Source organism: Thermodesulfobium narugense DSM 14796, assembly GCF_000212395.1.
Classification (GTDB): Bacteria; Thermodesulfobiota; Thermodesulfobiia; order Thermodesulfobiales; family Thermodesulfobiaceae; genus Thermodesulfobium; species Thermodesulfobium narugense.
In genome coordinates this window covers 1300887-1317118 of the sequence record NC_015499.1, presented here as the reverse complement: position 1 = coordinate 1317118, position 16232 = coordinate 1300887, and the positions used below count along the sequence as shown (strand labels likewise).

The window sequence follows — 16232 nt, the reverse complement described above, 5'->3', positions numbered from 1 at the left end:
TTTGAGGAGATAACCATGGAAAGCGTATTTGATATTATTGGCCCAATTATGATTGGGCCCTCAAGCTCTCACACTGCAGGTGCTTTGAAGTTGGCAAGCATGGCAAGGTCTATTTTAGGTGAAACTCCAAACAAAGTTCGCGTCCACCTTTATGGATCTTTTGCAAAAACATATAGAGGACATGGTAGTGATAGAGCTATTGCTGCAGGCTTTTTGGGTTTTAATACTGAAGATGAAAGAATTCCTAATGCTATTGATATTGCAACTGAAATGGGAGTAGAAATTGAGTTTCTTCCTTCAAATATTTCTGTGGATCATCCAAATACCCTAGAGTTTGAAATGACTGGTAAATCAGGATTAAAGATTGTAGTTCAAGGAATTTCTATAGGAGGAGGCAACATCGTAGTTAAGAAAATTGATAATTATGAAGTAAATTTAACTGGAAACTATGAGACTTTAATTACTTGTCATAAAGATCATCCGGGCATAATTGCCAAAATAACTCAAATTATATCCAGTAAAAATATAAATATTGCATACATGTATGTTTCTAGATTAGAAAAAGGCAAGGACGCTATGATGACAATTGAAACAGATGATTATATTACGCCAGATATTTATAGTGCTTTACTAAAATCTCCTGATTTAAACTTTGTAAAGATAATACATAAGACATAAAGGCAGGTGAATAGCGTGACTTCTTTTTCTACAATATCAGAACTTGTTTCAATGGCAGAAGAAAATTGTTCTAGCATTTCCGAAATAGTTTTGTCTTGTGAAGCCCAAAAAATGCAAAATAGCAGGAAAGAAATAATTGAAGCAATGAACCAAAGATTAACTGTTATGAAAAAATCGATAGAAAAAGGCAGGAAAAATTATAGCTATTCAGTAAGCAAAATGGTGGGTATGAATGCAGCAAAGTTTGATAACTTTATGAACAAAAATTCTATTTTAGGAAAAATAGTTGAAAAAGCGATATGCTATGCTCTGTCGGTAAGTGAAGTAAACGCATGCATGGGTTTAGTAGTAGCTTGTCCTACTGCTGGGTCTTGTGGAATTTTGCCAGGAGCTGTTTTGTCTGTGTCAGAGGAAATGAATGTGCCTGATGAAAAAATTGTTTTAAGTTTGTTTACTGCTGCTGGTATTGGTATGGTAATAGGAAAAAATGCAACGCTATCAGGAGCAGTTGGAGGTTGTCAGGCTGAATGCGGTTCAGCTTCTGCTATGGCTGCTGCTGCTGTTTTGGAGTTGCTAGGTGGAACTCCAAGCCAAATTGGTCACGCTGTTGCATTAGCCTTGAAAAACTATCTTGGACTTGTTTGTGATCCAGTAGCCGGTTTGGTTGAGGTACCCTGTGTTAAAAGAAATGCCTTTGCTGCAGTACATGCACTAGTAGCTGCTGAGCTAGCTTTGGCAGGCATCGAAAGCGTTATTCCACCTGATGAAGTTATACTTGCTTCTTACGAAATAGGACGTTTGATGCCAAAAAGCTTAAAAGAAACGTCAGAAGCAGGATTAGCTACGACTTCTACTGGTAGAAAAGTAGAGTCTATGATCAACAATTTGTGAGGTAAATGATGTTGATTTGATGAGATTGAATAACTAATGTTTGTTAGATTTAAATAAATAATACTTAAAATAAAGGGGTTGAAAATTTTGTCAAAATTAAAAGTGATTTCTACTAAAGATGCGCCAACTGCTGTTGGTCCTTATTCTCAAGCAATAATCGCTAATGGATTTGTTTTTGTTTCTGGTCAGCTGGGGATAGATCCAAAAACAGGAAGTTTTGCTGGCGAAGATACTAAATCACAGTTCGATCAAGCCTTAAAGAATTTGAGATCTGTATTAAGTTCTGTTAATCTTACATTAGATAATGTAGTAAAAACAACAGTTTTTTTGACTGACATAAATGAATTTGCTTTAATAAATGAAGTGTATGCTAATTATTTTAAAAATATTCTGCCTGCAAGATCTGCTATTGAGGTTTCTAAATTACCAAAGGGAGGACGAGTAGAGATCGAAGCTATAGCAAGTTTTGAATCATGAAAAGTTTGAGAATCTTTAAAATTTAACATTGGATGTATGTGAAAGGAGATAATTATGTCATCTCAAGATTTTTCAACCTGGAAACAAGAGTATGAAAGGTTGTCAAAAGGCAATAAAATAGCATCTCAATATTTTTCTTTTTTTAGTGATGATTATAGGTTAAACGTTACGCCCCAAGAGGCGATAATTGATAGTGATGCTTTTGATTTGCTTATAAAAAAAGGGCAAAAACAGGTAAGAATTATTAAAAAAGACGACAACCTATTTTTTAAAATTTATTCTTTTTGCAAAATACCCTTGTACGAAGTATTGCCGATTTTAAAAAATCTAGGATTAAATGCTGTATATGGGAATTTCTATGAAATAGTGGCAAACGACAAAAAAATTCTTATCCAAAGATACAATATAGAGGACATTAGTGCTGAGATCGAAAAAAATGCATCAATAGTTCAGGAAAATTTTATAGCCATAATTAATAATGTGGTGGAAAATGATGAGCTAAACACACTTGCTACGAAGGAATTTATGAATTTTAAACAAATTGATCTATTAAGAACGATTTGTAATTATTTAATGCAAATAGATTTCAATATTAAAAGAAAATCTTTATACACAGCTTTGGTAAAATATTCAAATATATCTAGACTCTTTATTGAATTGTTTGATCAAAAATTTAATCCAAATATTGAAAAGGGCGCAAGAAAAACAGTTGAAATTTCAAATCAAATTAATAATTTACTCGAAGGTATAAATAACATCCAAGAATACAAAATTCTAGTAGCAATTATGAATATAATTGATTCAACACTTAGAACAAACTTTTATAAAGACAAGCTTTATCATTATATTTCACTTAAAATAGATTCATCAAAAATTATTAAGATGCCTTTGCCAAGACCTATGTATGAGATATATGTACACTCTTATTTGATGGAAGGTTGTCATTTAAGGGGTGGAAAAGTTGCTAGAGGTGGCATTAGATGGAGTGATAGAAAGGATGACTTCAGGCTTGAAATTTTGGAATTGATGAAAACTCAGATGGTAAAAAATGCTGTAATTGTCCCTGTTGGTTCAAAGGGTGGATTTATAATTAAGCAGCCAAACGGTGATGTACAAGAAAAAGCTATAGAATCTTATAAAACTTTGATTAGAGGCATGTTAGATGTTACCGACAATTATTCAGTGTCAAATGAAAAATTAAGGCCAGTTAATGTAGTTTGCTATGACGATTTTGATCCATATCTAGTTGTTGCTGCAGATAAGGGTACTGCTAAATTTTCTGATATTGCAAATGAAATTGTACAAGAAGAATATAAATTTTGGCTTAAAGACGCGTTTGCTTCAGGTGGAAAATATGGTTATGACCACAAAGAATTGGGCATTACTTCAAAAGGTGCTTTAGTTTGTGTTAAGAGGCATTTTAGAGAACTTGGAATAAATTTGGATAACACCTCTATATCTGTGGTTGGCGTAGGGGATATGAGTGGTGACGTGTTTGGTAATGCTATGATAGAGTTAAAAAATATTTGTTTAAAGGCTGCTTTTAACGGTAAAGAGATATTTGTCGATCCCAATCCAGATATTGAAATTTCTTATAAAGAAAGAAAAAGGCTGTTTGATAATTCTCTAACCTGGAGTCACTACAACAAAGAACTTCTTTCAAAGGGCGGATTTGTATGTGCAAGAGATGAGCGCTCAATACCACTGAGTCAAGAAGTAAAGATGTTTTTAGGAACTGAAAAAGACAGCGTTTCTTCGGATGAACTTGTTAAGTTGATATTGAGAGCAAAGGTAGATCTCTTGTGGATGGGCGGCATTGGTACTTATGTGAAGGCTAGCTCTGAAACACATGAAGATGTTGGAGATAAAACGAATGATAATGTAAGGATAAATGCAAATGAAGTAAGGGCGATGGTTGTAGGAGAAGGCGCTAATTTGGGCTTTACACAGAAGGCTAGAGTTGAATATGCCTTGCTAGGCGGAAAAATAAATACGGACTCACTAGACAACTCTGCAGGAGTAGATTTATCAGATCAAGAAGTAAATCTTAAAATTTTGCTTAACGATCTGATGGAGTCAAAAGTCGTAAAAGATTTAAACGAAAGAAATAAGATTTTAAAAAAGTTAACGCCTGAGGTAGTTCAAAGAGTACTTGATCATAACTATATGCAAAGTTTGGCAGTGTCTTTAGATGAAATAAGATCAAAAAATGAACCAGAAGTATTTTTTGAACTAGTAGAATTTCTGAAAAATGAAAATTTGTTTAATGAAACTGAGTATACTTTCCCTAATAAGAAAACACTAGCTGCAAGAGTTGATTCACACATTGGATATACAAAACCAGAACTTTCTATTATGCTATCCTTTTTGAAAATGTATGTATATACAAGCCTTTTGAAGGAAGTAAATTTTGACAAACACTTGATTGATAAGTATGTTTTGTTGTATTTTGCACCTTCAACAAGACAAGTATACAAGGATTATATAGAGAAACATTTATTGAAAAAAGAAATAGCTTCAACTTATATTACAAATCTTGTAGTTAATAGTAATGGAGTAGGAGCAATAGCAAAAATAAATATGCTGACTGGATTTTCTTATACAAGCATTATAAAAACTCTAATCTTTATTTATGATCTTCTTGATGTGCAAAATATTAGGAATGAAATCTTTTTGTACGAAAATAAAGTTGATCAAACTTTGATTTATCAAACAATAATTGATATTTTTTACGCAATAGAGCGCTTTGCTACAAATCAAATATATCTATTTGGCGATTCAATAATAGAGTACGTGTACAAACAAGAGATGTTAAATTATTTAGAGTATTATAAAGAAAACACAATAAAGGATGGAATATTTAAATCAAAATTTGAAAGCAAAGTGAAAGAATTATCTAGGTACTTTTCTAAGGAACTTTCAGAAAAAATCGCATATAACTATTTTATTGATGACTTTATTTTGGCTTATTATATAACAAGAAAAACAGATAAAAACTTCATACTTACAATAGAAACAATTGAAAAGATAAGTGAAAAATTTGGCATTCAAAAAACAATTGATTATATTAATTCCATCAGAGTAGTAAACGAATGGGATAGATTTGCACAATTTTCCATGATTAAGAAATATGTTTTCTTTATTGTGAAATTAACAATAAAGATACTTAGCGATTTTAATGGAAACGTGGATGCTTTTGTTGCTGCAAAGAAGCAAATATTTGAAGATTATAATGAAAGACTGAATACCACATCAAAACTTTCTGCTAACAACTTGCACCCTGTTTTGTTATTATATGATAAATTAGAAGAGCTTTTGTAAGAATGTAGCTTAATTCTCTGAACGATTGGATATTATTAGGTTTTTGGGTTATATTTATATTTTGTAGAGCTTTTTAGGGGGGAGGGGCTATTTTTAAAACATTAGTAAAGAAATTTTTAAAAAATATATTGAGAGGTTGTAATGAACAAAACAGACATTATTTTACAGATTTTAAAAGATTCTGTTAAACCTGCATTGGGGTGTACAGAGCCTGGGGCAGTGGCATATGCTGTGTCGAGGGCAAAAGAGATACTTGATGAAGATATTTCTAAATTAACTATATCTGTAGACAAAAACATTTTAAAAAATGGTATGTTTGTAGCTATTCCTGGTACTAAAGAAAAGGGCATATCATTTGCTGCTGCTTTATCTTTGGTTTGCGGCAAATCTCAATATGGTTTAGAGGCTTTAAAAGATGTTAGCGATTTAGATATAAATAAAGCCAAAGAACTTTTAAAAAATGGTTTTGTTAATTTGGAACTTAATAAGACAATTGAAGGATTATATGTGAAGGTTGAAGCTCAAGGAAAATTACATAAATCAACAGTGGTTATAAGAAATAATCATGACAATATTGTTTTTGAAAGCAAGGATAATATTATTATTAGGTCAACTTTACCTGACTATGAAAGTTCTTCTGAAAACAGTGATTTTAAAAAGATAAAAGGTTTTTCTATATCTGAATTATTAGACTTTGCAAAGGATGTTGAAATAGAAAAAATTGAATTTATAAATGACGGGATAGAGATGAATAAGAAAATTGCATACTCCGGGCTTCAAGAGGATGTAGGAGTTGGTATAGGAAAATTCGTAAGATCGAAAGCTGATAATGTTGAATCTTTGGCTGTTGCTTTGACTGTATCGGCATCAGAAGCAAGAATGTCTGGATATCCTCTACCTGTTATGAGTAGCGCTGGTTCAGGAAACCATGGCCTGGTGGCAATAATACCTATAGCAATCATTGGAGAAAAAAGTGGATTTAATAAAGAGGAAGTTATCAGGGCTGTGACACTAAGTCATTTACTTACTTCTTATGTAAAATCTTATACAGGCGTTCTTTCTCCCTTATGTGGCTGCGGGATAGCTGCTGGTGTGGGATGTAGTGCAGGACTTACTTTTCTAAGAGAGAAAAATAATAAAAAGGTTGAGTACTCAATAAAAAATGTTATATCAGGCTTGTCAGGAATGATATGTGATGGTGCTAAAATTGGGTGTGCCTATAAGTTATATCTTTCTTCGTTGTCTGCTATTGAAGCTTCAAATATGGCATTAAACGGCATTGTGATACCTTCTGATAACGGAATTTTGGCAGAAAGTGCTCAAGATTCTATAAAAAATCTCGGTAGAATTTCTGCTGAAGGAATGAAAGACACTGACAACACAATACTAGATATAATGATGAAAAAAGATACTAATCAAGTTTAAAAATTTGTAATCTTGGTAAATTTTGAAATATAATATTTTAAAGTCTTTAAAAAAATTGGAGGTTCGATGTCTATTGATGAGAGAAAAGTAATTTTTGATAACTTAATAAATATAGCTGATTCTATCTGCGAGATGTTTGGGAAGAATTGCGAAGTAGCTGTTCACGATCTTAGGACCCCTGAAAGATCTCTTATACATATAGCAGGAGATATAACTCACAGGCAGACTGGGGCTCCTATAACTGACCTTGTATTGAAGGTATTAAAGAAAAGCAAGGATAAAGCAAAGGATATGGTAGGGTATAAAAGCGTTACGAAAGATGGAAGAATATTAAGATCCACTACAAGCTTTATAAGGGACAAAAAAGGCAAAATTATTGGAGCTTTTTGTGTAAATTTTGATGTGACTGAATTTATAGGTACCTATAATGTCTTTAAGGATCTTTTAGAGAAGGGTTCTGAATATGATAAGAACGAAACATTTGCAAAGAATTTAAATGAAACGATTGAAACGCTTACACAAGAAGCAATTTTGTTTTTTGGAAAGCAGCCATCTAGTTTTTCACCTGAAGAGAAAATAAAATTTGTTTCTTATCTTGATGAAAAGGGAGCATTTCTCATAAAGGGTTCAGTTGAATATGTGGCATCTATTCTTGGACTATCTAAGTTTACGGTTTATAGCTATTTACAAAAAGTTCGTAGCAGTTCTAATTCCAATGATGACTAAATTCTATTTTTATGGAATTTAATTTAGAAGATATTTATAAAAAAATTCAATATAACGAAATAGATTTAAAAAGGGCTTTAAATTATTTTGACATCCGAAAGAAAGATTTAGACACATTAAGAAATGCTTTAGACATAATAAAAGATGTACCTGTTGAATTTTTCGATCAGTTTTATGATCACCTGTTGCAGTTTCCTGAAATAGCCAATATTTTGAACAAGGATAAAGATTTAATAGAAAATTTAAAGCTAAAGCAGAAATTTTATTTTACTAATATGTTGAAAGCAAATTTTGACATAAACTACATAAAAGAGAAGATCAAAGTAGGTATGGTTCACTATTTGTTGGGGGTTAAAGAAGATTATTATATTGGTGCATATTCAGAATATTTTTACACACTTAAAAAGTATGTGAATCAATTTTTGGATAGACAGCATGCTATAGAGTTCAATCATTCTCTGGCAAAGGTTATACTATTAGATATAAATTTGACTATAAAATTTTATTTTTTTATAAAGGAAGAACAGGAAATATTCCTTAGGAACCTTTCCGAGAAAGATCCTTTAACTGGAATATACAACAGAAGGAAATTTCAAGAGATCTGTGAGCACAGTATTTCTGAGTCTGATAGGTATAAAAAAGAGCTTTCTTTTATATTTTTCGATATTGACAATTTTAAAATGGTAAACGACACATTTGGACATAACATAGGGGATGTGGTTCTAAAAGAGATTGCAAATATTGTTAAGCGTGAAATTAGAAAATCTGATTATTTTGCAAGATGGGGTGGAGAAGAATTCATATTAATTCTTCCTGAGACAAATATCAATAGTGCACTAACGGTTGCTGAGAAAATTAGAAAGTCAATTGAGGTTTATGAATTTCCTGCTGTAGGGCGTGTCACAGTTAGTATAGGCGTTGCAAGCCGCAAGTTTAGCGAGGACTATTCAGATCTTTTTAAAAGGCTTGACGATGCAGTATATAGGGCAAAATCTCTGGGAAAAAATACAGTTGTAGCTAATTAGCTCTAAGAAATTCTTAATATTACAAATTTAAAATTCTAAAATCTAATGTATAAACTGTTTTTAAAATTTCAAAAATCTGATATATTTAAAATCTATGTTAATTAAAACTGTAAATTTTAGAAAATTGAGGTTGTTTTGATGAAGCAATTTAACAAAGAGTTTCTTAGAGATACCTGGGATATAATTAAGCCATATTGGCAATCAGAAGAAAAGAAGATTGCGTGGCTTCTTTTAATAATAATAATCTTTTTAAATTTATTTTTAGTTTTCATAAACGTTCTTATAAATTTATGGTATAACGAATTTTATAATGCCCTTCAAGAACTGAACGCTCAAGCTTTCTGGGTAGCTATTATTCAATTTTGTATACTGGCTTTTTTTTATATTGTAGCTGCAGTATATTCTTTATATTTAAATCAAATGCTTCAGATCAAATGGAGAAAGTGGCTTACTGATAAATTTTTAAAAAAATGGCTGGATAAAAAGATTTATTATCATCTACAGGTTTTCAATAATTCTACCGATAATCCAGATCAACGTATTAGTGAAGATTTAAATTTGTTTGTTTCTCAAACGCTAAATTTATCTTTAGGACTACTTAATTCTGTTGTTACTCTTGCATCATTTGTTGGAATATTGTGGGCAATATCTGGGCCACTTTCTTTTGGAATTTTTGGATATGAAGTTGTTGTACCTGGTTATATGGTTTGGGCAGCTATTTTTTATGCTATTTTTGGTACTTGGATAACTGCTGTAATTGGGAAGCCTCTGATAGATTTGAACTTTAAACAACAAATGTACGAAGCGAATTTCAGATTCAGTATGGTTCGAATTCGTGAGAATAGCGAAAGCGTGGCACTTTATGGCGGGGAAAAAAGGGAACACAAACATCTTATGACGAACTTTTTTGACGTATTTGAAAACTACTGGAAAATAATGGTTAGGCAAAAGATGCTTGGTTGGTTTACTTCTGGATATAATCAAATAGCGATAATCTTTCCAATACTTGTAGCGTCTCCAAGATTTTTTGCTAGAGAGATTCAATTAGGTGCACTTATGCAGATTGCACAGGCATTTGGGCAGGTTCAGTCTTCCTTGTCTTATATAGTAAACAGTTATCCATCTCTTGCTAATTGGCATGCAGTTGCTGATAGGTTAAGGACATTTGAACATAATATTAGCTTTATTGAAGAACTCCAACAAAAAAATAATAGAATATTAATCAAAGAATCAGAAAATCTTAGGGTAGAAAATCTTTCTATACTTTTGCCTGACAACAAAACTCCATTAATAAATCAACTAAATTTATCATTAAATAGATCTGAACGGCTCCTTATAGTTGGTAGTTCTGGTATAGGAAAAAGTACGTTAATAAGAACTTTAGCTGGGTTGTGGCCATTTGGAGAAGGAAAAATTTTTCTTCCGCCAAAAGATAAGCTTCTTTTTCTGCCCCAAAAGCCGTATTTGCCTATAGGTTCTTTAAGGGATGTCTTGATATATCCAAATGGCGATCCAGATGTTAGTGATGATAAAATAAAGGATCTGCTTATAAGTTTAAATTTAAAACATTTGATAAATCATATATCAGAAGTTAATATGTGGTCGCAAATTCTTTCACTTGGTGAACAACAATATCTTGCATTCGGAAGGATTTTTTTGCAAAAACCCGAATGGGTTTTTATGGATGAAGCCACAAGCGCTCTTGATGAAAAATCTGAAAGGATGTTGTATGATAAGCTGAAAAATGAGTTGTCCAATAGCGCTGTGATTAGCGTGGGTCATAGGTCAAGTTTGCTATCATATCATGAAAAGAAATTAATAATTTTGGGCGCGGGCAAATGGAGTCTTGAAAGAATAAGTTATATAAATTCTGAAAAATCTTTTATAAGTTAATAATTTTTAATTTCTTCTTTATTAAATTAGCAGCTTTTATCTATAATCAGTTATTTTCTTATTCTTAGTTGTAGGTTTTTTTGTTGACAAGAAAAATTATAGATTTAAAATTAAGAGTAATAAATAGGCTTTTTTAAATACTTTTATTTAAAAATTTAAGGAGGTTAAGATGGGGGAAAACAACTTGAAACTAGAAGAAAAAAATTCAAAATCAAGCATCGCTGCTAGACTTGAAAGACTTCCTATGGGCAGCTTTCACTGGAATTTTTTGTGGATGATAACTGCTGGAGAATGGTTTGATACACTCATTTTATTAGGTCTAGGCATTCTTGTAGCGTTGATTGGTATTGGTTTTGGTTATCCATCAGGAAAGGGTCCTATAATACTAATTTCTTATGCTTTTTTTGGTATGCTCTTTGGAGCTATTATACTAGGGAGGCTTGCTGATATTTTTGGTAGGAGAACAATGTATTTTTTTAACTTATTGATATTTGGTATTCCTTTAATTGTTGCTGCATTTCTCAACGATCTTAACATTATCTTAATATTGATATTTATTGCGGGAATGGGAATAGGTGCTGAAGGTGTCTTGATGGATACATTCATAAGCGAAGTTATGCCAAGAAAAACAAGAGGCAAAAGACTTGCTTTAGCTTATACTGTTGTTGTAACTTCTGCTCCTATTGGTGCTTTGCTTGCGACGATTTTAGAAAAAAATATGCCACATGATGCTTGGAGAGTATTTCTGTTGTTTGCAGGGGTTGGTGCCTTGGTAGTTTGGATTGCTAGATTTAAGATGATCGAATCTCCGAGGTGGCTGGTTAGTAAGGGTAAATATACAGAAGCTGATAAGATTTTGACAAAGATTGAAAACGATATCATGAAAGAGAAAAATTTAGATTCTTTGCCAGAACCAGAGATAAGAGCTGAAGCTAAAGAGGAAAAATCTAGATATTCTGACCTTTTTAAGCCTGGTGTAGTAGAAAAAACAATTATGATGTTTATTTTTATGTTTTTTCAATCTGCTCTTTTTTATGGTTTTACTGCATTAGTACCATTATTTTTGGGAAGTAGAGGGATAAACCTTAACCAGATATTTGCTTTTACTTTTGTAGTTTACTCAGGATTTTTAATTGGCAGTATTTTTAATATCTTTGTAATAGACAAGATTGAAAGAAAATATGGCTTAATCATATCTATTATTGCTGTAGGGATATTTGGAGTCATGTTTGCATTCTCAGGAAATATTTATTTAGCATTGTTTATGGGCTTTCTTACAACTTTCTCTCTTTGGAATATGTCGAATTTTTATCATCAATATAATGCAGAAATTTTTCCAACCCATATTAGGGCAAGTGCTACAGGAACCTCTTATGCGTTAAGCAGATTAAGCTCTGCAATTTTACCCACATTTATTGGAACGGTTATTTATAAAGAATATGGCATAGGTGGAGCTTTTTTAGTTTTATGGTTTTTTATAATAATTCTTGTTTTAGATCTATATTTCCTTGGGCCAAAGAGTACTGGTAGAAAACTAGAGGAAATTAAATAAGCCTTTAAGTGAAAAAATATATAAAGTCCTTCAATAGATCCAAAGTAAATTTGAGATTTGAAGGGCTTTATGCTTTTATATTTCTTTATTGAGATTTTCGTATTTTTTATATTTAATCAGTTCATATAATTTTTGTCTTGTTTGCATTTTGGGAATTAGATCCTGTTGAGTGCCATCTCTAAAGATATTTTCAAATCCTTCTAAGACAGCCTTGTTTGAAAGCCTTAGGGCGGTTACTGGAAAGATTACAAATTTGTACCCAAATTCCTTAAATTTTTGAATGCTGATATAGGGTGTCCTCTTAGATTTTTCCATGTGGCTACAGAACGCAAACCTGGAATCATATCGCTTGGATGAAGAGGCTCCTCACATTAATAGTCGAAAGTTATTTATTCATTTCAGAAAAATACTTATATATTGACACATACCTGAAGACAGCATGCTGCAATTTGCTAAAGGGGAGCATTATAAAGAAGGTTATGACGATGCTTAAATGAATTATTAATAAAATAGGCATAAATATTGTAGATCTGAAAAGTAAAACTAGAAAACCAGTTAGAACGGACAGAAATAATATCGTTATAAAATTAATATCCATTGCATTTGTATTTTCGTTATAGGGTATCCTGTCCATTTTAGTTCTTAAATATAGCAGTCCAGTTAGTCCTAAAAGCAATAATGCTCCGCCAATAGTGCCAAATACTACTGGCAAGCTGGTAAAAGTATATGGTGGAGAAGTGTTTAAAATATGACTCATAAATGCAGCTATTAAAGTAGATATGAACATTATTTTGAATCCAAACAATACAAATTGGTGGTAAATCCTTCTTGAAAGGCTGTATTCTTCATTCGGATAATTGCAACCAAAGCCTCCTCCATCAAGGAATTCTAATAAAATTACGCTCTTTAATGATCTAATATGGATAAAGAGTTTAAGGAAATCACCTTTCTTTATACCAATGTAATCGCAATAGTCAATAAAGTTTTTTATGTAGATGGTTAATGATATGACGAATGGAATAAGCATTGTGATAATTAAAAAGTTTTCAGGTAAAATACTATAAAATGAAGCGTTTTGTTCAACGAGACCTATTAATCTCAATTTCTTTGTATAGATTATTGACGAAATGGTATAAAAAAGAAACGAGACTATAAAGATAGCAATACTGAAAAAATGCGGTTTTTCAATAATCTCTCTTAAGAAGCTTGAACTTTTATGTTTTTTATAGGTTTCTAATCTGAGCGTTCCAAAAATTTTTGGAATATTTATATCAAAAGTATGGGGTGGAGCGAATTGGCATGCGTAGTAGCATCCCCTACAGTCGTGACAAAGATTCGCCAGATAGATTATGTCATTGTCAGAAAAGGTTCTTCTCAATTCTATTGCTTTGAAAACAGGGCAAATGTTTTCGCAATATCTACAAGCGTTGCAAATATTTAGTGAAAATCTTGCATCCTCAAAATTTTTATCGAACATTTGCAGCCTCTCTCCCAGCTGTAATACCAAAAACAGTACCAATAGTCAAACCTGTTCCTGCCATATATCCCTTGCTCAATATATTTCCAGACATAATTTCTCCTGCAGCAAAAACGTTTTCAAAAGGCTCGCCGTTAGTTTTCAAAACCTGTGCGTTTTTGTTCACTTTAACAGAAAAATAGGTAAAGGTAATGCCAGGTTTTAATGGATATGCATAAAATGGTGGATTATCAATTGGAAGTGCCCAATGGCTCTTGGGTGGCTCTAAATTAATAGTTTTGCAATCATCCAAAATAGATGGATCGAATTTTCCTAATGATAAATGATTATTATAATTTGCTATAGTTTCTATTAATTTGTATGAATTAAGACCTAGTTTTCTAGAAAGTTCTTCTAGAGAGTGGGCACTAAATGCAGGAAAAGCGGAAGGCATAAAAAGATTTAATACTTTAGAATCAAAAATTGCATATCCAATCTGATCAGGTTGGTTAATTAATATATGTCCCCAAATTGCATATCTTTTTGGCCAAATGTCTTCTCCTTCATCGTAGAACCTTTCAGAATTTTTATTTACAACTATACCAAAGGGTATACAGTCTAACCTGGTTACTATACCACCATCAAATTTGGGTGCTCTTGCGTCCAATGCTAACATATGAGCATTTTTTGGATCTCCAATGGGCATTGCATCGTTTTCTATTAAAACTTTGAAAATATTTCCCTCATCATATGGTGTGCCTCTAATTATTATATTTTTTGCTTTGTCTCCCCAAATTTTTTTTAGTTGTTCCATATTACTCTGAAATCCGCCACATGCAAGCACCACGCTCTTTGCGGTAATTTCATGAAGGCTATGTTTGTAGTTAACCACAACAGAATAGAATTTTTCGTTTTTAAACTTCAAATCGACTACAAATGCATTGTAGATAATTTTTACACCTATTTTTTTACAATATTGATAATAATTATTGACAAGCGATTTCCCCCCACCACTAAAGAATGCAACGCTGTTTGATAAATGAAGTGCGCCTTTTATTGTTGGTTGGAATTTGCATCCGTGATTTTGCATCCAGAGAATAATATCTTGAGATTTTTCTACAAAAAATCTTGCTAATTCTTTGTTTGTTTCGCCCTTTGTTACATCGAGCAAATCATTATAAAAATTCTCTGCTGTATATGAACCAAGAGTGTATCTATTAGGTTTATCGTGTGCATATCTTATATCTCTTGTATGGCGGCTATTTCCTCCTCTATAAAATATTGGGGATCTTTCTAATAATAAAACCTTTGCGCCGTTTTCTTTTGCGCTCATTGCAGCGCAAAGGCCTGCATTTCCGCCTCCTACAACTATAACGTCGAAATCCATAACAACAAACTAATGTAATTCAATATCTTTTGTCTCCTTTGATAGTAAAGCTGAAAGCATAACAAGAACTTCTCCAAATATTATAAAAGCACTCCACATAATAGGGAAGTTAGGATATGTTATTTTAGTAAAAAATAATAGAATGGCTGTTCCCCAATTTCCGAATATAAAGCCAAAGTTAAAAGAGATGCCTACAGCGGTGCTTCTAATGTGTGTAGAAAATCTTTCAGATAAGTAAGTGGGTGTGACTCCATATAGTCCAGCAGAAAAAAAACCTAATATGCTTGCAAATACAGCACAATATGTAAAGTTAGTTGTTTTTGAGATGATTTGAGTTGCAAACAATGAAATTATGATTGCTATTAATGAAAATGTTATGACAGTTCTTCTTCTACCGATATAATCACTTACAAAACCTGAAGAAAGATATCCAATTACTGCTGCAGTTAGTGCTATTATTACAACATAAAGAGTTTGTGGAAAAACAAACTGTTTTCCTAATGCTAAAACAGTAGGGAAAAATCCAAGAGTTAGGCCATATATCCAGGACATTCCTACCATGAAAAGAATTCCTGTAAGAACTTCTTTCAATGTTGTCCCACTTTTTAAAATTTCAATTAAAGGCATTTTCTTAGTTTTGCCTTCTTCTTTTGCTTTTTCCCATCTTACTGATTCTATCATTCTGTATCTTACAACAAGAAGTGCAACTACCGTTAAGACTATAGAAGACCAAAACATCCATCTCCAGCCATAATTTGCAAAGCTCTCTTTTGGAATTGCGTAGTGTAAAAATAAAAATAATATTGCAGCAATCAAAAATCCTACCGCATATCCTGCCTGGATTGCTCCTCCCCAACGGCCTCTCTTATTTTTTTCTGCTGATTCTACTATTATAACTGCACTATTGCTGTATTCTCCGCCTGCAAATATTCCTGTAAGTATTCTTAAAAATGTCAATAAAATTGGAGCCCAAACTCCTATACTATGATAATTTGGTAAAAATCCAGTAACAAAGACAGAAATTCCTAAACCAGCTACTGCAGCAAATATTGCTTTTCTTCTGCCAATTTTGTCGCCAAGAATACCAAACAAAATGCCACCTAAAGGTCTACAAACAAGAGTAATAGTATAAATACTCCAGACCCCAATAATAGCAAATGCTGATTCCTTTGGGAAAAACTGAGGTGCAAGAATAGGTATTAACAAGAACATCATGCTTAGATCAAAACCGTCCACCATCCAACCAATAAATGCGCCTGGATAGACATCCCAAGGATTAATCTTTTTTTGATTAGCTTCCATTTACCCCTTTACCTCCCTTTAATAAAATTTTTAAAGATAATTAGATATTTATATATTTTAGGTTATATCCTTTTGATGCTCAATAGATTTTTTAAATCT

The 16232-nt window shown here is 32.2% G+C and carries 13 protein-coding genes; 9 read left to right on the top strand and 4 right to left on the bottom strand.

Features of this window, described 5'->3' with window-relative positions; all coding sequences use genetic code 11:
* Positions 1-15 precede the first annotated feature (15 nt).
* From sdaAB to THENA_RS06485, 9 genes are all read left to right on the top strand, one after another.
* Complete coding sequence (gene sdaAB / locus THENA_RS06525) at positions 16-678, top strand: L-serine ammonia-lyase, iron-sulfur-dependent subunit beta (protein WP_013756610.1); 663 nt, start codon at positions 16-18, stop codon at positions 676-678.
* 6 nt (positions 679-684) lie between these two features.
* Positions 685-1569, top strand: a complete 885-nt coding sequence (gene sdaAA, locus THENA_RS06520) for an L-serine ammonia-lyase, iron-sulfur-dependent, subunit alpha (protein ID WP_245523239.1) — start codon at positions 685-687, stop codon at positions 1567-1569.
* A gap of 87 nt (positions 1570-1656) precedes the next feature.
* Positions 1657-2046: a RidA family protein gene (locus THENA_RS06515; RefSeq protein WP_013756608.1), complete on the top strand. Its 390-nt coding sequence runs from the start codon at positions 1657-1659 to the stop codon at positions 2044-2046.
* Positions 2047-2100: 54 nt separating this feature from the next.
* Complete coding sequence (locus THENA_RS06510) at positions 2101-5367, top strand: NAD-glutamate dehydrogenase domain-containing protein (protein WP_052296066.1); 3267 nt, start codon at positions 2101-2103, stop codon at positions 5365-5367.
* Positions 5368-5508: 141 nt separating this feature from the next.
* Positions 5509-6792 (top strand): L-cysteine desulfidase family protein, encoded by a 1284-nt coding sequence (locus THENA_RS06505; protein WP_013756607.1) that lies wholly within the window; start codon positions 5509-5511, stop codon positions 6790-6792.
* Between the two features lie 66 nt (positions 6793-6858).
* Entirely contained in the window at positions 6859-7518 is a 660-nt protein-coding gene (locus THENA_RS06500; protein ID WP_013756606.1) for a helix-turn-helix transcriptional regulator, read from the top strand.
* Positions 7519-7529: 11 nt separating this feature from the next.
* Positions 7530-8543 (top strand): diguanylate cyclase, encoded by a 1014-nt coding sequence (locus THENA_RS09705; RefSeq protein WP_013756605.1) that lies wholly within the window; start codon positions 7530-7532, stop codon positions 8541-8543.
* 138 nt (positions 8544-8681) lie between these two features.
* Positions 8682-10436: an ABC transporter ATP-binding protein/permease gene (locus tag THENA_RS06490; RefSeq protein ID WP_013756604.1), complete on the top strand. Its 1755-nt coding sequence runs from the start codon at positions 8682-8684 to the stop codon at positions 10434-10436.
* Between the two features lie 169 nt (positions 10437-10605).
* Entirely contained in the window at positions 10606-11988 is a 1383-nt protein-coding gene (locus THENA_RS06485; RefSeq protein WP_013756603.1) for an MFS transporter, read from the top strand.
* A 75-nt stretch (positions 11989-12063) separates the two neighbouring features.
* Here the strand turns inward: THENA_RS06485 and THENA_RS06480 are convergent, their stop codons facing one another.
* The 4 genes from THENA_RS06480 to THENA_RS06465 form a co-directional block, all read right to left on the bottom strand.
* Complete coding sequence (locus THENA_RS06480) at positions 12064-12303, bottom strand: hypothetical protein (protein ID WP_052296065.1); 240 nt, start codon at positions 12301-12303, stop codon at positions 12064-12066.
* 70 nt (positions 12304-12373) lie between these two features.
* Positions 12374-13465, bottom strand: a complete 1092-nt coding sequence (gene tcuB / locus THENA_RS06475) for a tricarballylate utilization 4Fe-4S protein TcuB (RefSeq protein ID WP_013756602.1) — start codon at positions 13463-13465, stop codon at positions 12374-12376.
* Positions 13455-14831 carry an FAD-dependent tricarballylate dehydrogenase TcuA gene (tcuA, locus tag THENA_RS06470; protein ID WP_013756601.1) on the bottom strand — a complete coding sequence of 459 codons (1377 nt, stop codon included), beginning with the start codon at positions 14829-14831 and terminating at the stop codon, positions 13455-13457. The genes tcuB and tcuA overlap by 11 nt, the downstream gene beginning before the upstream one ends.
* Before the next feature lie 9 nt (positions 14832-14840).
* The gene (locus THENA_RS06465; RefSeq protein WP_013756600.1) at positions 14841-16133 is read right to left on the bottom strand and encodes an MFS transporter; all 1293 of its coding nucleotides are present in this window, start codon (positions 16131-16133) and stop codon (positions 14841-14843) included.
* Between the last annotated feature and the right edge of the window lie 99 nt (positions 16134-16232).